This window comes from Clostridium sp. JNZ J1-5, from assembly GCF_053901425.1.
Genome location: NZ_CM132773.1, coordinates 26,289 through 42,524 on the forward strand (window position 1 = coordinate 26,289; position 16,236 = coordinate 42,524).

Genomic DNA, 16,236 nt, shown 5'->3' on the forward strand with positions numbered 1-16,236 from the left:
GTTTATTTCTTTATAAGACAGGAATGAGAATAGGCGAAGCCTTATCATTTATGTATTTAACGAAGAGAAAAGAAGGAATTGTAATTTGTATAGTGGTTGAAATTATAATAAGCATTTTTGTATTTTTTATATGTTCCGATTTTCTGCAAAAGGAAACAGAAAAAGCAATTGAAAAATCTTATAATAAAATCTCAAAACATGATAAGGATTATTTTGAAAAAAAGATTAACCGCTCGATTTATGATGTCCTTCCAAATGTTAAGGAAAATACTTTTGCATAATATTTTTATAGTAATATTTTGAAGTTATCACAAGTAGTGGAGCATATTATAGAGGTGAAAATATGATTTATATTATGCTTATATTTTAAGTTGCATGGAAAAAATTTGTGGAGGAGATTATTTTGATTAATAAACTTATTAATAATTTTAAATTAAGAAATATTGAAGTAAGTTATTTTGATACAGTTGAAGATGCAACAAATATAATACTTAAATTAATTCCAATTGAATGCACAGTTGGAATTGGACATTCTTTAACTCTGCAGAAAATGAACATAACAAATTTATTAATAGAAAGAGGAAATATTATATTTGATAAAGAGCTTGCTACAAGTAAAGACGAATGTAAAGTATTGAAAAAGAAAGCATTACTTGCGGACTGGTATATTTCAGGATCAAATGCAATTTCAGAAGATGGACGTATTGTAAATGTTGACCATAGTGGAAATAGAGTAGCTGCAATAACTTTTGGCCCTGAAAATGTAATTATTGTTGTAGGAAAGAATAAAATAGTAAATTCCTTAGAGGAAGCAATGCATAGAGTGAAAAATGTAGCATGCCCATTAAATGCTAAACGAGCAGGATTTAATCCCCCATGTGTCTCACTGAATAAATGCATAGATTGTACTTCAGAAGAACGAGTATGTAATAGTATTTCAATAATAGAAGGACAATCTGATAAAAATAGGATAAAACTTTTTATTATTAATGATGAGCTTGGTTATTAGAATGTATTAAATTGTGTCTAGGAAATTTTGATTTATCTTTTCCTATATTTTGTTTAGGTAAATATGAGTAAATATAAAATTAATGCAGAGAGGGTATGTAAAAATATGAAGAACTATTTGGAAGAAGGTATACCTACATTAGAAGAAGCGAAGGGAATATTAGATGAAGGTAGTAAATTGAATCCAGGTCCGTGGATAGAGCATTCTTTAAATGTAGGTAGAGCAGCAGAGTTAATTGCTGAATATGATAGAGAATTAGATGAAAATACTGCGCTAGTCTTAGGAATGTTACATGATATAGGAAGAAGATACGGGGTAACAAGTATGAGGCATAGTTTAGATGGATATAAGTTTGCAATGGAAAAAGAATATAGCTTATTGGCGAGAATTTGTATAACTCACTCTTTTCCGTATAAAAATATTGAAGCTATATTTGGGGAATGGGATTGTTCAGATGAAGAATATAAATTTGTTAAGGATTATTTAGATGATATAAGTTTTTCAGCTTACGATAAATTAATTCAGTTGTGTGACGCATTAGCTTTGCCTACAGGGTATTGTTTAATGGAAAAGAGAATGTTAGATGTTGCCATGAGACATGGAGTAAATGAGTACACAATCGAAAAATGGAAAGCAACATTTGAAATACAGAGGTATTTTGAAGAAAGGATAGGTAGGTCTATTTATAGTATTTTACCTAATGTGAAAGAAAATACTTTCGGATTTTAAAATGTGTTAAATAGTAATAGTCTTATAAGATGAATCAAAAATTAAGTTTTCAAACATAGATTAATTTGGTCTATGTTTTTTATTAATTGTCTATTCTATAGCATAAACTACTTTACACTATATAGTAGTTTATGCTATTATTTAATTGAGGAGTGATAAAATTTGGAAATAGATAAAGAAATGGTAAAGGGATACATTGAAAGTATAATTCTATGTATTTTGGTAAATGAAAATTTATATGGGTATGAAATCTCAAAACGCATAAGAAAGGTTAGCGAAGATACATTTCAAATTAAAGAAGGAACTCTATACGTAGTATTGAAAAGGCTTGAAAATAATAAGTTAATTTCGCCATATTGGGATGACACAGAAACTGGTGGAGGAAGACGTAGGTACTATAAAATTACAGAACAAGGTATTAATTATCTAAATAATAAAAAATCTGAATGGATATTTTTCAAGAATATAATTGATACATTTTATAAGGAGGTATAATTTATGGAACAGGTTAATAAGTATGTTAACTCAGTTTATAGGCATGTAGGTGGAGACGAAGAAGAAATTAAAATATTAAAAGAGGAAATGAAAAGCCATTTACTACAAATGATAGAAGAGTTAAAATCAGAAGGAAAATCTGAAGAGGAAAGTATTTCAATTGCAATTAAAAGGTTTGGTGAAGAAACTCAAATTGAAAGTGAATTAATTGGTATATTTAAGTTTGTAAACACGAAAGCAAAGAAAGCATTAATAGCAGCATTATCATTTCTTTTAATAGCCATAATATCATTTTCTATTCTTATAATTGGAACTAACGTTTCCATAAAAAAATATACTGCAAATAATACTGAAATATTTAATACAATGAAGTCATACGATCAAGAGAGTATAGATACCATAAATAAACATATTGAAAAAGTGCTTAATAAATCTAAAAAAAGTGTTAAATATGTAGCAATATTTCGTGTGACTAATGGTGAGGATGAATGGTACAGGAATTTAAAAGGCTTAGAATATGTATATCCGAGGGATATTCAATTTAAAGATATTGATAAGAGTACTAATATCATTGAGCAGATTATCGCTAAAAATGGTATGAAATATAATGTAAATGTAGGTTTATATGATAATGCATCAACTCCAAAATATATAAAAATCGTAGGAAAGTCAACGTTTGTTTGGCTTGGGTGTTGCTTTATATCAATAATTGCATGGATTTTAATAAAGACTTATTCTCGAATGATTTTAGCAGATAATTTATAAATGAAATTATTATTAAGAAAATTTTTATAGGTGATATAAATGAATAGTATAGGAAAAAGGATAGTAGTTATAGGTTCACCAGGGAGTGGTAAAAGTACTTTTTCAAGAAAACTGGCAGAAATAGCAGGAATTCCACTTATCCATCTTGATAAAGAATTTTGGAATTATGGATGGGTTGAAACTCCTAGGGAAAAGTGGGTAAAAAAACAGGAAGATCTAATATCGAGAGATAAGTGGATAATCGATGGTAACTATGGCAGTACATTAGATATACGTATTGAAAAAGCTGATACTATTATTTGCTTTCAATTAAATAGAGCGATATGTATGTATAGTTATTTTAAACGAGTGATAACTAATATAAATAAAATAAGACCTGATATGGCGGAAGGCTGTTTGGAGAAGCTTGACTTTGAATTTATGAAATATATTTGGGACTTTCCTAAAGCATCAGGTAAAACAAACCTTGAAATTCTAGAGAAAAGTAGAGATAAACATATAATAGTTTTTAAAAAAAGAACTGAGGTAAATAAATACTTAAAAGAACTTTCTAGAAAAAATTAAGAAATTGTTGTTAGACAATTTTATGATTACATAACTATAATTCTATTAATGAGTTCCTCATCTAATAAAATGTATCACTTACATTAGCTGAGGGCCATTTTTATATAGAAGTGTAAAATTATGTATTATAATCAATATACAGGATAACATATAGGGGATTATAAAGTCATGTTAATAAGCTAAAAGTGGTTTATATTTATGGAGGAACATAATGAATAATGATTTAAAAACATATTTTGAAAATATGAAAAAACCTTGGAGTGTAATGTTTTATAGAGTAGTTTGGGAACAATTATCTCAAATAACTAATTCTAAAATTCTTGACTTTGGAAGTGGGCTTGGAATTACATCAAATCATTTAGCAAAGAACAATGACGTGGTTGCAATAGAACCAAATGCTGATATGATGGATATGAGAATATGTGAAAATAGTTATCAACAGATTATTGGAAATATAGAACAATTAAGGCAGCAGCAAGATAACTCTTTTGATCTTGTAGTATGCCACAATGTTTTTGAATATGCAAAAGAGCGAAAAGATATATTTAGGGAGTTTTATCGAGTTCTTAAGTCTAATGGAATAATATCTATCATAAAACATAATTATACTGGAAGAATCATGTCAAAGGTTATTTTTGAAAATAATATGGACGAGGCACTCTTGTTACTTAATGGTGAGGTAAGCAATGCGGCTTATTTTGGACAGATAAATTATTATGATATGAATGATATTAGAGAGTGGATAGGTGATTTAGACGTTAATATTGAAAAGATTCTTGGAGTTAGAACTTTTTCTGCTTTACACCCAAATAATGAATTTAAATATGACCAAATTTGGCAAGAAAAAATGTTTGAACTTGAGATGAAGGTTTCTAATATAAAAGATTATATAAACATTTCATTTTATAATCATGTATTGCTAAAAAAGATAAGTTAAATAGGTAAAATTTATAATTAGTGTAGGAGTGTTAGTTAGATGAAAGTTGAATTCGATAAGAGTAATCAGGTGATAAATAAATCATATAGTTCATTGTTTAAAATATTATTGTTACTTGCTTTAATAGGAACTATATTAGGAATATTTATAGTCCGAACTTTGATAGCTAAACATGGTGGAAATCCGCCTAATCTTTTTAGTATTTTTAATATGATTATTTTCTTAATATCTTTAGGGATATTAGTAAGAAGAGTAAAGCTGGTAAAGAAGGAAGATTTAATAATATCTATTTTACTTGGGGTTTTCTTAGGAGTTGAAATAAATTACTCTAGATATTATCCTTTAACTAGACTAAATGAAAGTTCGCTAGTTACTTCTATACTTCATGGGTCGGTATTTATAATAGTTTTTCTTGCTGGAATAATAATTATGAGAATGGGAGGACCTGTTAAAGTCTCTTTAATAACTAAGGGCTGGAAGAAAGCTTTCAAAGAAATTGGTTTTGGTGCTTTATTTGGATTGCCACTTGCAATTTTTAATGCTTACGCTTTTACTATTATAAACAATAGATCTTTTATTTTAGAAAGCTCCATTATACCTTTATTAAATGCACTACAACCTGGAGTTATTGAGGAAGTTGTTTATAGATTTACATTTCTAGGAATTTTATGGCTGCTGATAAATCGCATTTATCCAAAACATTCTATAATAATTTCAGGAATTATAGCTACATTGGTACACAATTATTCTCATTTTGATAGTTTATTTTACGAAAGACCTATGTTTGCACTTGCTTACGGAGGAGCTGTTTGTCTATTATTTGGTATACCAATGATGATTCTTGCATTAAAAAAAGACTTAGAAACTGCTATAGCCTTTCATTGGATACAAGATGCTGTAAGATTTATGGGAGGACTGTAAAAGAATATAAATATAATATATACAATTTGTTGCTAAGAAAAGATTATTTATCAAATCTTTATACATTATAAACAGAGTTCTTGGCTTCGGAGGGAGTTTTCACTCCTTCTGAAGCTTAGAAATCGTTATCCAGGGACGTAGCCGCTCTTTACTCCAACTTTGAAGAAGATGGGAGTATTAGAACGGGTAGTCATCGGATAAATGTTAAGTTTAGTTGACAAACTTCCGCTTTTACTTGATAGAAAACCATGTTTGTTTTTAGTATACTGTATTTACAAGTTAACTTGAAATGAAAAGGCGGGTGACTATTATGACATTAGGCGAAAATTTAATATATTTACGTAAAAAATCAGGTTTATCACAGGAAGAGGTTGCTGAAAAATTAGGTGTATCTCGGCAGACGGTAAGTAAGTGGGAAACTGATCAAACGGTTCCTGAATTGATTAAAGCAAAATTGCTAAGCCAACTGTATAATGTAAGTTATGACTACCTTGTTAGTGGAAGCCATATTGGAGGCGATGTTACTAGTATCGAAATGATAGTTGATGAAATTGACTGGACTAGTTCATGGAGTAAAAAATATCCGATTTTAGCGTCATATCAAGGTATAAAGGGAATAAACACCTATTGTGAAAAGATATCCGAGTTGTATGATGATTTTAAAAATGAGTTTGGCTTTGACGACGTGGATACTGTCTTGGTCTTAAAAGACATTCTTTACCAAAAATGTAAAATGGCAAAAAAGAAAACTAAGTAAAATGAGAATGAATGTATGATTCTGAATAAAATCATACATTCTTTTTTATATCCAATTTACGGTAGTTAAGATATAATTAATATAAATATATTGTGATACCATTGCCTATTTAAATGGCCAAAAGATAAAGATGTTTATAAATTAGACGTAACTTATAATGAAAAGAATATAGAAGTAAGCTAGGTACATTATAGATTGAAATTTTTTATAAAAAGTCTAAGGGGATGTTTAGAATTTATAAGATATATGAGACAGAAAGACTTATCCTAAAGGTTATAGATGGATCATTTGCTGAATTGGTATTAGACTATTTTAACAGGAATAGAGAGCATTTTAAAGAATTTGATCCATTAAGAAACGAGAACTTTTATATATTAGAAAATCGTAAGAAAGCATTAGCGGAGGAACTTATTGATATAAATAATGGTAAGCAATTAAGGCTATGGATATTTAAAAAAACAGATATAGATTTTCAAAAGATAATTGGAACAATTTGTTTTAGTCGTATAGTAAAGGGATTTTTTTTATCCTGTTATGTAGGCTATAGTATTGACAATAAAGAAACTAATAAGGGATATATATCAGAGGCGTTAGAAAAAGGAATAGACATTATGTTTAGCGAATATGGCCTTCATAGAATTGAGGCTACTGTAATGCCTAAAAATCTACCATCATTGAAGGTACTAGAGAAACATAACTTTAAATATGAGGGCTTATCTAAGAACTATCAAAAAATCAATGGAAGATGGGAAGATCATATTCATATGACTTTATTAAACTTAGAGCTTGAATAGATAGGATAGTTAATTCTAAAAGGATGAGGTGTGGTTATTGAATAAAATAGTAAATTATGAAAAAGACGACTTTTATATTTCAACTGATTTTAGCAAGATAGATATTAATAGTGTGTGTTCACTTCTTGCAAAATCTTATTGGGCAAATACTCGCAAAAGAGATGCAATTGTTAGGTCATTAGAAAATTCATTATGCTTTTCTATATTTCATAAAGATAAACAAATTGGACTAATAAGGGTAATTACAGATTATGCTACATTTGCATATTTGTGTGATGTTATAATTGAAGAAGAATATAGACATAAGGGACTAGGGGTTTGGTCTCTTGAATGTGTTTTCAAACATCCAGATTTACAAAATTTGAGACGATGGTGCCTTGCTACACAAGATGCTCACGAGTTCTATAAAAAATTTGGATTTAATAGTTTAAGTAACCCTGAAAGATTTATGGAAATATTTAATGGTTAGTAGTAACTAATATAATTATTTATCAGGAATAATATATTTGGAGGTATTATATGAACATTTGTATAGTTGAAAAGAGTATAAAAGAGATCCAACTTATAAAGCCATTATGGGAACAACTTAATTCCCTTCACTTTGATAAATCTACCTATTTTAAGAGTAAATATGAAAAATTTACATTTGATAAAAGAATGGAAGTTATTTATGAAAAATCGCAAAAGGGTGTTATAAAGCTTGATATGCTTTGGGATAGTGAAACTAAAAATTATATAGGATATTGTTTAAGTTCAATTAATGGTGATTTAGGAGAAATAGAATCTATCTATATAGAAAATCAGTATCGTAAGTTTGGCTTAGGTGGAAAGATTATGGAAAGTGCTTTGAATTGGTTCGAATTAAATAGAATAACAAATATTCAAATTGGCGTAGTTTATTCAAATGATGAAGCGTTACCATTCTACGAAAGATATGGTTTTTATATTGGAAATTACATTTTGAGAAGAAAATAACATTTTGAAAGGAAATTTTAAAATGAAAAAGTTATCTAAAACTATTTTAAATCAATTGAATATCTATATGAATAGGGAAGCTAGGCCACTAGAAAGAGCTATATTCAATTATTATTTTAATGATTCCAGTGGTGATTATATATTGGATGCATTAGAAGCTTTTCAAAATTCAGATGGAGGTTTTGGTGGAGGCATTGAACCAGATTTTAAACTAATACAATCTTCGCCAATGGCAACATCCATTGGGTTGAGACATCTGAGTAGGCTAGATAATAATGATAGGGCACAAAAAATGATAACTAGAGCTATTGAGTATTTAGAGACAGCTTTTAATAATAACAGAAAAGGGTGGTATAGCGTTCCTAGTAATGTAAACAAATATCCACATGCACCTTGGTGGGAATTTAGAAATGATATAAATATGACAGTTATTGACTATTCATGGGGAAATCCTACTGCTGAATTGATAGGTTATCTTTATAAATATAAAGAATATCTTAATGAATTAGATGTTCATTCACTAATAAGCTATGCTATAACTAATTTGAATGAGTGCACAGAGTTTAAATCAGAGCATGAAATATATTGTTATATCCATATGTATAATATTCTAGGTGAAAAATTTTCTAGCCAAATTGAAGATGGACTAAAATTAGCTGTCTCTCAATTAATTAATGTAAACGAATCTGAATGGATGAATTATGTACCGACTCCATTGAATTTTATTGAGATTGATTCTAGTAACTTCTTTGGAATTGAAGGTAAATCAATAGATCAAAACTTAGACTATTTAATAGATAGACTTGAAGAGGACGGTAAGATATTACCTTCATGGCAATGGGATAAATATTTAGAGGAGTGGGAAGTCTCTAAGATTGAGTGGATGGGAATTTTAACTCTTGAGGCTTTATTATCTCTATATAAGTTTAATCGGATAGGAATATAAACAAAATTGGACAATCGTTGAAGCTTGTAAAAGGAGATTAGTTTAATGGAGAAAGCTGAAATTAGTTTAGAAAAAAAAGAAAAATATGTTGAAATGATAAAAGAATTAAGAACTATGATCAAGTCCGGTAAATATACAGAATGTCCATGCCCTAAGAAGAAATGTGAGTGGCATGGTAAGTGTTTTGAATGTGTAATGATACATAGGGTTAACCAAGATCATGTCCCTTGTTGCATGCAACCAATGCTTCGAAATAAAATTAAAGAACTGGCAAAGGTGGCTGAAATGATTACGGAGCCTAAGCCACTAACGCCAGGAGAATATTGGGATTATGTAAACGAAGTTTGTCCAAATGAGGACAATAAGTAATTAACTTATATTTAAAAAAGGGATATAAAAGCATAAAGGATATAGAAATTAGTAAAGATATCTATTTAACGGAGTTTGAAAAGATACTATAGTCAAAGAACGAATAGATTGGTCTAGGAATATATATAGTAAGCCGTTATCCAGTAATCCTTCATTAATAAAAATTGCATTATAACTAAAAAATAGATAATTTATCATGGTAACTATTATAAAAACTATAATAAAAGGCTAGCAATTTAAAATATATCCTAGGAGAAATCCTAGGGATTTTTTTATTTTAAAGGAATTATAACTCTTTTGTAGAAATATAATTATTAAGATAAAACAAGGGAGGAATGTTGTAATGAACGATGATGATAAGGAACGTTTATCACAGATAGGAGCTATTATGGATAGCATAGGTATTACTACAGTGGAATTAGCTGAGAAGTTAAAGGAACACGTTGTTGGTTGCCCGGGTGGTAGAGGATGTATTGAAAAATTGATGAATGAAGGCGAAAAATAATATTGTTTAGAAACCCTGGATCTCTCCAGGGGCTTTTTTATTCTTCTTTAACTCAAAATAATATCACAATAAATATAAATAAAGTAGTTCAAGACGATGATTCATTAAAGGTGTATGTAACATACATAAACAATGATACTAAATCAGTGTTAACTGGAGATTCTTTAACTAAAGTCATAACAAATGGCAAGCAATACGAATATGATAGTGAGTTTAATTTTAATAGGTTTTATACCTACTCGCAGAAATAATATAATTTAAACCTTGGATTTTTCCAGGCTTTTTATTTATGCTTATTAACATATCTAATTTAATTATCATATAATTAATAAAAATAGAAATATAGTATTATATAGAATTATCAAAAAATTCCTGAATTAATATAAGGGTGATAAACTTATAATTACCCTTATATTTTTGACGGCAGAAATACGTCAAAAATAAGTTTCTAAAATATATAAATTCTATCTAGTATTAAATTTAAAAAATAGCTCAAAGTCTTAGGTTTACTATATTTATATAACTTTTATATGTTTTTTAAATTTTAATTTGGATATTAAGAGAAAATATTTTTAAAGAAAGTGGGGATGCAGAGTGGTAAAGTTAAAATTGCCACCAGTGAAAAAATTTCTTGCAGTAATTATTTCTGTAATATTTGCTGCTGCTTTAAGTAGTTGTAAAAGTAATGAAAGTATTAATACTTCGAATAACACACCAGCCGCAACTTCAAATAATGACACTAGTGAAAGTAAGTCCAATACTGATAAAAAAGCTGATAATCCATCTACTGATGAAAAGCCTTCAGTGAAAGAGAAAAAGTGCAGGGTGTATTTATTTAATATGTCTCAATTAAAACATTATTATATAGAAAAAACATTGCCTGTAGAAAACAATGCTTTAGTAACTGCATTAACAAAGGAGCTGCAAAACACTTCATATAACAAGGATTTTTTATCATTAACAAAAAAAGTAAAGATAAAATCAGCAAAAGTGGATGAAAAAACAGGAGTCCTTAAAGTAATTTTCAACGATTCTTATGTAAGTAATATGAATCTAGGATCTAGTACTGAAAGTGGTCTTTTAACTTCCTTAATAGCTACTTATGGATATAATTTAGGGGTAGATAAAGTTGCTATATATTTTAATAATGAACTTTATACCTGTTTAAAAGGAGATTTACCAGAGGGATACTTTACTGTAGAATACCCTGTTGCTGAGCTGTATAAACAATAATATTAACTTTGCAAGGAATATTAAGTTTAAAGAAATGGAGCATTATTTTGCAACGTTTCTTATTTTTTGAGAGCAATTTAATTTAATGTTATGGAAAATAATGATAATATTATATAAAGGGTTAAACACTAGTACTTAATTGTGAAATATTGAGGAGAGATTAGTTATGAAAGAGTTAGAAACTGCAGTTGAATTAAGGAAAGAAGGAAAATTAAAAAAATCAAATGAAATTTTAATAAATCTTGTAAACAAATATCCTAATAATTCAATAATTAATTATCAGTGTGCATGGAGTTTTGATGTATTAGGATTGGAAAAAGAGGCAGTACAATATTATGAAAAAGCTATTATGCTTGACTTACCAGATGAAGATTTACAAGGTGCTTTTTTAGGTTTAGGCAGTACTTATAGAACGTTGGGAGAGTATGAAAAATCAAAAGAAGTTCTTGAAAAAGGATTAGCGAGATTTACAGATAATAAGGCTATGAAAGTATTTTATGCAATGACCTTATATAACTTAAATGATTATACTAAAGCAATGGAAATTTTATTAACTAATTTAGCTGAAACATCATCAGATGATAACATAAAAAAGTATAAAAAAGCAATAGAATTCTATTCTGATAAGTTGGATGAAATATGGTAAGGGGAAATAGCATATGAAAGTCTTAATTTTAGGGGCAAGTGGATTTTTAGGAGGTAAGATTTTTAATATAATAAAATCTAAAACAAATTTTAATGTATTGGGAACTTGCTTTCAGTCGGACAATAATGGGGATTTTATAAAACTTGATGTAACTTTTGATGAGGAAATTAAATCTACAATATTAGAATTTAGACCAGATATTGTTTTATGGAGTTTAATGAGTAAAAGAAGTGAAAAGTTTTTAATTCATATGGGCTTAAATAATATTTTAAAATATATACAGCCCCAACAGAAATTAATTTTCATATCTACAAATGCTGTTTTTCGTGGAAACTGTGGGAAGGGTAATTATAGTGAAAATGAGGAACCTAAATATATAAACAGTGATGAATCACTAGATTTATATGCAAATGCAAAAATAGATGGAGAGAAGATAGTTAAGAAACATAATAATTCAATTATTATAAGGCCTGGTGCTATTTATGGACAAGATATAAATGGAAAGTGGGATAAAAGAATATCTGAGCTAATTAGTAGGCAAGAACAACAACAAGAAGTTATAAGAACAAAAAATCTATATAATACTTTTGTAAAATTAGATGAACTAGCAACCGCAATAATGGAATTGATTAAACTTGATTATAAAGGAATTATTCATTTAGGTCCACAGAAAAGTGAAAGTTATTATGATTATTTTAGGAAAATGTCTATAAAATTAAACTTAAATAGTGATCTAATTAAAAGTAATGTTTTAAGTGAAGATAAAGATCTATCACTAAATACATCTAAATCTAGAAGAATATTAGGAGATATATTTAGTAGTGTATGAATACTGAATTCTTATATTTAAATTTGAAGGGAAAGGAGAAAGTTCTATGATTATACCGGAAAAATTGAAAAAAGGTGATGAAATTAGAATTATAGCACCAGCTAGAAGTTTAAGTATGATAGATGAAGAAACAAGGAGTATTTCAAATAAGCATTTTGCAGAAATGGGCTTAAGAATTAGTTTCTCAAAAAATTGTGAAGTTATAGATGAATTCATATCCTCAGCTATTGAAGAAAGAATAAGTGATTTACATGAAGCCTTTTTAGATAAGAATGTAAAAGGAATTTTGACTGTAATAGGTGGGTATAACTCTAACCAATTGTTGAATTATATAGATTATGATTTAATTCGCAGCAACCCTAAAATATTATGTGGTTATTCTGATATAACTGCATTATCAAATGCAATATACAAAAAAACAGGTCTAGTTACATATTCGGGACCACACTATTCAACATTTGGAATGAAAAAAGGAATTGAATATACCATGGAGTATTTTAAAAAATGTCTATTTTCAGATGAAATTTTCAAGATTAGTCCTTCAAATGAGTGGAGTGATGAACCTTGGTTTTTAGATCAAGAAAATAGAACATTTTATAAAAATAATGGATATAGAGTAATAAATAAAGGAGATGCAAAGGGCAAAATAATTGGTGGAAACTTATGTACATTAAACTTGCTTCAAGGAACACAATTTATGCCAGATCTAACAGATAGTATATTATTTATTGAAGATACTGAATTAACATTTCCAGAAATTTTTGATAGAGACTTGCAATCTTTAATACATCAATCAGATTTTAAAAAGGTAAGAGGAATTATCCTAGGAAGATTTCAAATAGCATCAAAAATGGAAGATGAAAAGTTGATTAAAATATTAAGGTCAAAAAAAGAATTGGAAAACATTCCTATAATTTCAAATGTAGACTTTGGCCATACAACGCCGCATATAACTTTTCCAATAGGAGGATATGCAGAATTTGTGGCAGATAAAGAAAGTAAAATTACAATAAGAGCACATTAATAGAAAGTATAAATCTAAGACTATTTATATTTAGGGAGGGTATTTATGAATAAAGTAATAGTTATATATAAATCAAAATATGGTAGTACAAAAAAATATGCAGAGTGGATAGCTGGTGAAGTAAATGGGGATTTATTTGAATGTTCAAAAGTTAGCATTGGTGATTTATTGCAATATGACACAATAGTTTTTGGTGGCGGACTTTATGCAAGTGGTATTAATGGCATATCTATTATTACCAAAAATTTTGAGACTCTAAAAAATAAAAATCTTATTGTATTTACGGTAGGACTTGCTTCAACAGATGACAATGCGATCTTTAAACCAATTATTGAAAAAAACTGTACAGAAGAAATGCGTAAAAAAATACAATTTTTTCATATGCGTGGCGGAATTGATTATAAGAGGCTAAACTTTATGCATAAATCCATGATGGCCATGGTTAAAAGGATGGTGTCTAAGAAAAAAACAGAGGAATTGTCTGAAGATGATAAAATGATGTTAGCCACATATGGGGACAAGGTTGACTTTACTGATATAAAAACAATAGAGCCATTAGTGTTATACATTAAAAGACTTACCCAATAAACATAATCAGCGGAGAATAGTGTATGGATATTACTATAAGGATGTTAGATGAAAAAGAAAGAAAGCCATATGATTTGCTTTTACTTGCAGATCCATCAGAAGAAATGATTAGAAGTTATATAAACCAGGGAACATGCTATGTAGCTTGTTATAATGAGAAGATTATTGGGGAGTATGTTCTAATAAGAACAAGGCCTTTAACGATGGAACTTATAAATATTGCAGTAGATGAAAAATATCAAGGAAAAGGCATAGGCAGAAAACTTATACTTGATGCAATAAATAAAGCAAGAAATGAGAATATAAAAATTTTAGAGATTGGAACGGGAAATTCAAGTATAAGTCAATTATTATTATATCAAAAATGTGGATTTCGTATAACTGGCATAGATAAAGATTTTTTTAAAATTCATTACAGAGAAAAAATCATAGAGAATGGAATAGAATGCATTGATATGATTAGATTAAGCATAGCACTATAAAAGTTTATTATTGTCCAGTATATTAATTTGCTATATTTTATTAGTTAAAATAAGAGGGGATAGAGAAATGAAAGGGGGACAACTTATGAATACAAAGGTATTAGTTATGGGGGGAACAGAGTTCGTAAGCAGCTCGTTAACGAAATATTTGATATCAAAGGGATATAGTGTAGATATATTTACAAGAGGTATTAAATCTATTAATTATGGTGGCATTAGGAAACATTTAAAAGGTAATAGAAAATCAATTGAAGATCTGAAACTAAATCTTTCACATGAAAAATATGATTATATTTTTGATATTTCAGCTTATATAGAAGAGGATGTACAAAAGCTAGTTGCTGTTTTAAATAAGGAAAATTTGAGAAGATATGTATTTTGTAGTTCTGGGGCAGTATATATTCCTACAAATGAAATGGTTTCAGAGAATTTTATTCGTGGCGAAAATGATAACTGGGGTAAATATGGATTAGATAAAAAGAAAGCTGAAGATTATTTATTAGGACTATGGGAAAATGAGAGATTTCCTATAACTTTATTTAGGCCAACCTACATATATGGAGAAGGTAATAATTTGTATAGAGAAATTTATCTATTCGATAGAGTAACTAAAGGGCTAGATATTCCTATACCAGATGGAAATGCGAAGACGCAATTTGTATATATTAGTGATTTAGTTAAAGTATTTGAAAGTGCTATATATACTGAGAAAACAATAGGACAAGCCTATAACGTAACACATTCACAATTGGTAACATGGCAGCAGTTAGTTGAGACAATTATGGCAGTTACAAATAAAAAAGTAAATATAAAAAAAGTAGGCAGTGGAAGTGAGAATGTTAATGTAAGAGAATATTTTCCATTTAGAAATGTTACTTATTTATTAGATACCAAGAAAGCTCAAGAAGATGGATTATATATGCCGCAAATTGATCTTCTTGAAGGAATGCAGCTAGCCTATAAGTGGTATTGCCACAATAGACCAAGAGTAGAAGATGTAAAAATGGATAAAGTGGATTATGTGTTGAATAAGTAAAGGGATGACTTAATTGGAAAAAACAATATATCAAGTAAGAAAATAAAATTCAATCATATAATGGAGGGTAATATGAAAATATTAGAAACAGAAAGATTAATTTTAAGAAAATGGAATGAAGATGATTACTTAGATTTATTTGAATACGCATGTGACAATCGGGTTGGACCTAATGCAGGGTGGCCTGTTCATAAGACTGTGGAAGAAAGTAGATCAGTTATTAAAATGTTTATTGAAAATGACGATACTTATGCAATTGTATTAAAATCAGAGAACAAAGTAATCGGAGGAATTGGAATGCACAATAGAACTCCAGATGAAGCACTTAAAGATTTAAAGCAAAGAGAAATTGGATATGTATTAAATCCTAAATACTGGGGAAATGGATATGTTCCAGAAGCAGTAAAAATTTTAATTAAATATGGGTTTGATGAGATGAATTTAGATTTAATTTGGTGTGGTCATTATGATTTTAATATTAAATCTAAAAGAGTAATTGAAAAATGCGGTTTCAACCATAAGTTTAATCGTGATATTACATTAAAATTATTGGATAATAAACAGGTTAATGAATTATTTTATAATATTTCTAAAAGTGAATATTATTCTTAGAACATGAGAGGGAATTATGC

At 28.5% G+C, this 16,236-nt stretch carries 23 protein-coding genes; all 23 read left to right on the forward strand.

The window, feature by feature from the left end:
- The first annotated feature begins 23 nt into the window (after positions 1 to 23).
- A complete protein-coding gene (locus ACWW38_RS00175; RefSeq protein WP_456258815.1) occupies positions 24 to 281 on the forward strand; it encodes a hypothetical protein in 258 nt (85 codons plus the stop codon).
- A gap of 122 nt (positions 282 to 403) precedes the next feature.
- Positions 404 to 1,009, forward strand: a complete 606-nt coding sequence (locus ACWW38_RS00180) for a lactate utilization protein (protein WP_456258816.1) — start codon at positions 404 to 406, stop codon at positions 1,007 to 1,009.
- 105 nt (positions 1,010 to 1,114) lie between these two features.
- Positions 1,115 to 1,738, forward strand: coding sequence for an HD domain-containing protein (locus ACWW38_RS00185; RefSeq protein WP_456258817.1), 624 nt, complete (start codon positions 1,115 to 1,117; stop codon positions 1,736 to 1,738).
- A gap of 162 nt (positions 1,739 to 1,900) precedes the next feature.
- Positions 1,901 to 2,233, forward strand: coding sequence for a PadR family transcriptional regulator (locus ACWW38_RS00190; protein ID WP_456258818.1), 333 nt, complete (start codon positions 1,901 to 1,903; stop codon positions 2,231 to 2,233).
- A 3-nt stretch (positions 2,234 to 2,236) separates the two neighbouring features.
- Complete coding sequence (locus ACWW38_RS00195; RefSeq protein ID WP_456258819.1) at positions 2,237 to 2,998, forward strand: permease prefix domain 1-containing protein; 762 nt, start codon at positions 2,237 to 2,239, stop codon at positions 2,996 to 2,998.
- Between the two features lie 39 nt (positions 2,999 to 3,037).
- On the forward strand, positions 3,038 to 3,562 hold the full coding sequence (locus ACWW38_RS00200; RefSeq protein ID WP_456258820.1) for a DNA topology modulation protein: 525 nt from the start codon (positions 3,038 to 3,040) through the stop codon (positions 3,560 to 3,562).
- A gap of 211 nt (positions 3,563 to 3,773) precedes the next feature.
- On the forward strand, positions 3,774 to 4,499 hold the full coding sequence (locus tag ACWW38_RS00205; protein ID WP_456258821.1) for a class I SAM-dependent methyltransferase: 726 nt from the start codon (positions 3,774 to 3,776) through the stop codon (positions 4,497 to 4,499).
- Between the two features lie 39 nt (positions 4,500 to 4,538).
- Entirely contained in the window at positions 4,539 to 5,420 is an 882-nt protein-coding gene (locus tag ACWW38_RS00210) for a CPBP family glutamic-type intramembrane protease (protein WP_456258822.1), read from the forward strand.
- Between the two features lie 310 nt (positions 5,421 to 5,730).
- The gene (locus ACWW38_RS00215) at positions 5,731 to 6,177 is read left to right on the forward strand and encodes a helix-turn-helix domain-containing protein (RefSeq protein ID WP_456258823.1); all 447 of its coding nucleotides are present in this window, start codon (positions 5,731 to 5,733) and stop codon (positions 6,175 to 6,177) included.
- Between the two features lie 224 nt (positions 6,178 to 6,401).
- Complete coding sequence (locus ACWW38_RS00220; RefSeq protein WP_456258824.1) at positions 6,402 to 6,971, forward strand: GNAT family N-acetyltransferase; 570 nt, start codon at positions 6,402 to 6,404, stop codon at positions 6,969 to 6,971.
- A gap of 37 nt (positions 6,972 to 7,008) precedes the next feature.
- A complete protein-coding gene (locus tag ACWW38_RS00225; protein ID WP_456258825.1) occupies positions 7,009 to 7,440 on the forward strand; it encodes a GNAT family N-acetyltransferase in 432 nt (143 codons plus the stop codon).
- Between the two features lie 50 nt (positions 7,441 to 7,490).
- The gene (locus ACWW38_RS00230) at positions 7,491 to 7,946 is read left to right on the forward strand and encodes a GNAT family N-acetyltransferase (RefSeq protein ID WP_456258826.1); all 456 of its coding nucleotides are present in this window, start codon (positions 7,491 to 7,493) and stop codon (positions 7,944 to 7,946) included.
- Positions 7,947 to 7,968: 22 nt separating this feature from the next.
- Entirely contained in the window at positions 7,969 to 8,892 is a 924-nt protein-coding gene (locus tag ACWW38_RS00235) for a hypothetical protein (protein ID WP_456258827.1), read from the forward strand.
- Positions 8,893 to 8,937: 45 nt separating this feature from the next.
- The gene (locus ACWW38_RS00240; RefSeq protein ID WP_456258828.1) at positions 8,938 to 9,261 is read left to right on the forward strand and encodes a hypothetical protein; all 324 of its coding nucleotides are present in this window, start codon (positions 8,938 to 8,940) and stop codon (positions 9,259 to 9,261) included.
- 343 nt (positions 9,262 to 9,604) lie between these two features.
- Positions 9,605 to 9,766: a hypothetical protein gene (locus ACWW38_RS00245; RefSeq protein ID WP_456258829.1), complete on the forward strand. Its 162-nt coding sequence runs from the start codon at positions 9,605 to 9,607 to the stop codon at positions 9,764 to 9,766.
- A gap of 594 nt (positions 9,767 to 10,360) precedes the next feature.
- Entirely contained in the window at positions 10,361 to 10,999 is a 639-nt protein-coding gene (locus tag ACWW38_RS00250) for a GerMN domain-containing protein (RefSeq protein ID WP_456258830.1), read from the forward strand.
- 166 nt (positions 11,000 to 11,165) lie between these two features.
- Positions 11,166 to 11,645 carry a tetratricopeptide repeat protein gene (locus ACWW38_RS00255; protein ID WP_456258831.1) on the forward strand — a complete coding sequence of 160 codons (480 nt, stop codon included), beginning with the start codon at positions 11,166 to 11,168 and terminating at the stop codon, positions 11,643 to 11,645.
- A 13-nt stretch (positions 11,646 to 11,658) separates the two neighbouring features.
- On the forward strand, positions 11,659 to 12,474 hold the full coding sequence (locus ACWW38_RS00260) for a sugar nucleotide-binding protein (RefSeq protein WP_456258832.1): 816 nt from the start codon (positions 11,659 to 11,661) through the stop codon (positions 12,472 to 12,474).
- A gap of 46 nt (positions 12,475 to 12,520) precedes the next feature.
- Positions 12,521 to 13,498: a S66 family peptidase gene (locus ACWW38_RS00265; RefSeq protein WP_456258833.1), complete on the forward strand. Its 978-nt coding sequence runs from the start codon at positions 12,521 to 12,523 to the stop codon at positions 13,496 to 13,498.
- 45 nt (positions 13,499 to 13,543) lie between these two features.
- Positions 13,544 to 14,086: a flavodoxin domain-containing protein gene (locus ACWW38_RS00270; RefSeq protein WP_456258834.1), complete on the forward strand. Its 543-nt coding sequence runs from the start codon at positions 13,544 to 13,546 to the stop codon at positions 14,084 to 14,086.
- A gap of 23 nt (positions 14,087 to 14,109) precedes the next feature.
- Positions 14,110 to 14,568, forward strand: a complete 459-nt coding sequence (locus tag ACWW38_RS00275) for a GNAT family N-acetyltransferase (RefSeq protein ID WP_456258835.1) — start codon at positions 14,110 to 14,112, stop codon at positions 14,566 to 14,568.
- Positions 14,569 to 14,653: 85 nt separating this feature from the next.
- Positions 14,654 to 15,604 carry an NAD-dependent epimerase/dehydratase family protein gene (locus tag ACWW38_RS00280; protein ID WP_456258836.1) on the forward strand — a complete coding sequence of 317 codons (951 nt, stop codon included), beginning with the start codon at positions 14,654 to 14,656 and terminating at the stop codon, positions 15,602 to 15,604.
- 72 nt (positions 15,605 to 15,676) lie between these two features.
- Complete coding sequence (locus tag ACWW38_RS00285) at positions 15,677 to 16,216, forward strand: GNAT family N-acetyltransferase (RefSeq protein ID WP_456258837.1); 540 nt, start codon at positions 15,677 to 15,679, stop codon at positions 16,214 to 16,216.
- Positions 16,217 to 16,236 lie beyond the last annotated feature (20 nt).

What these genes read in the sequence shown, in the direction of transcription:
- ACWW38_RS00175 (WP_456258815.1), top strand. Translation starts at nt 24, where the DNA reads ATGAGAATAGGCGAAGCCTTATCATTTATGTATTTAACGAAGAGAAAA.
- ACWW38_RS00185 (WP_456258817.1), top strand. Translation starts at nt 1,115, where the DNA reads ATGAAGAACTATTTGGAAGAAGGTATACCTACATTAGAAGAAGCGAAG.
- ACWW38_RS00195 (WP_456258819.1), top strand. Translation starts at nt 2,237, where the DNA reads ATGGAACAGGTTAATAAGTATGTTAACTCAGTTTATAGGCATGTAGGT.
- ACWW38_RS00200 (WP_456258820.1), top strand. Translation starts at nt 3,038, where the DNA reads ATGAATAGTATAGGAAAAAGGATAGTAGTTATAGGTTCACCAGGGAGT.
- ACWW38_RS00205 (WP_456258821.1), top strand. Translation starts at nt 3,774, where the DNA reads ATGAATAATGATTTAAAAACATATTTTGAAAATATGAAAAAACCTTGG.
- ACWW38_RS00210 (WP_456258822.1), top strand. Translation starts at nt 4,539, where the DNA reads ATGAAAGTTGAATTCGATAAGAGTAATCAGGTGATAAATAAATCATAT.
- ACWW38_RS00215 (WP_456258823.1), top strand. Translation starts at nt 5,731, where the DNA reads ATGACATTAGGCGAAAATTTAATATATTTACGTAAAAAATCAGGTTTA.
- ACWW38_RS00220 (WP_456258824.1), top strand. Translation starts at nt 6,402, where the DNA reads ATGTTTAGAATTTATAAGATATATGAGACAGAAAGACTTATCCTAAAG.
- ACWW38_RS00230 (WP_456258826.1), top strand. Translation starts at nt 7,491, where the DNA reads ATGAACATTTGTATAGTTGAAAAGAGTATAAAAGAGATCCAACTTATA.
- ACWW38_RS00235 (WP_456258827.1), top strand. Translation starts at nt 7,969, where the DNA reads ATGAAAAAGTTATCTAAAACTATTTTAAATCAATTGAATATCTATATG.
- ACWW38_RS00240 (WP_456258828.1), top strand. Translation starts at nt 8,938, where the DNA reads ATGGAGAAAGCTGAAATTAGTTTAGAAAAAAAAGAAAAATATGTTGAA.
- ACWW38_RS00245 (WP_456258829.1), top strand. Translation starts at nt 9,605, where the DNA reads ATGAACGATGATGATAAGGAACGTTTATCACAGATAGGAGCTATTATG.
- ACWW38_RS00255 (WP_456258831.1), top strand. Translation starts at nt 11,166, where the DNA reads ATGAAAGAGTTAGAAACTGCAGTTGAATTAAGGAAAGAAGGAAAATTA.
- ACWW38_RS00260 (WP_456258832.1), top strand. Translation starts at nt 11,659, where the DNA reads ATGAAAGTCTTAATTTTAGGGGCAAGTGGATTTTTAGGAGGTAAGATT.
- ACWW38_RS00265 (WP_456258833.1), top strand. Translation starts at nt 12,521, where the DNA reads ATGATTATACCGGAAAAATTGAAAAAAGGTGATGAAATTAGAATTATA.
- ACWW38_RS00270 (WP_456258834.1), top strand. Translation starts at nt 13,544, where the DNA reads ATGAATAAAGTAATAGTTATATATAAATCAAAATATGGTAGTACAAAA.
- ACWW38_RS00275 (WP_456258835.1), top strand. Translation starts at nt 14,110, where the DNA reads ATGGATATTACTATAAGGATGTTAGATGAAAAAGAAAGAAAGCCATAT.
- ACWW38_RS00280 (WP_456258836.1), top strand. Translation starts at nt 14,654, where the DNA reads ATGAATACAAAGGTATTAGTTATGGGGGGAACAGAGTTCGTAAGCAGC.
- ACWW38_RS00285 (WP_456258837.1), top strand. Translation starts at nt 15,677, where the DNA reads ATGAAAATATTAGAAACAGAAAGATTAATTTTAAGAAAATGGAATGAA.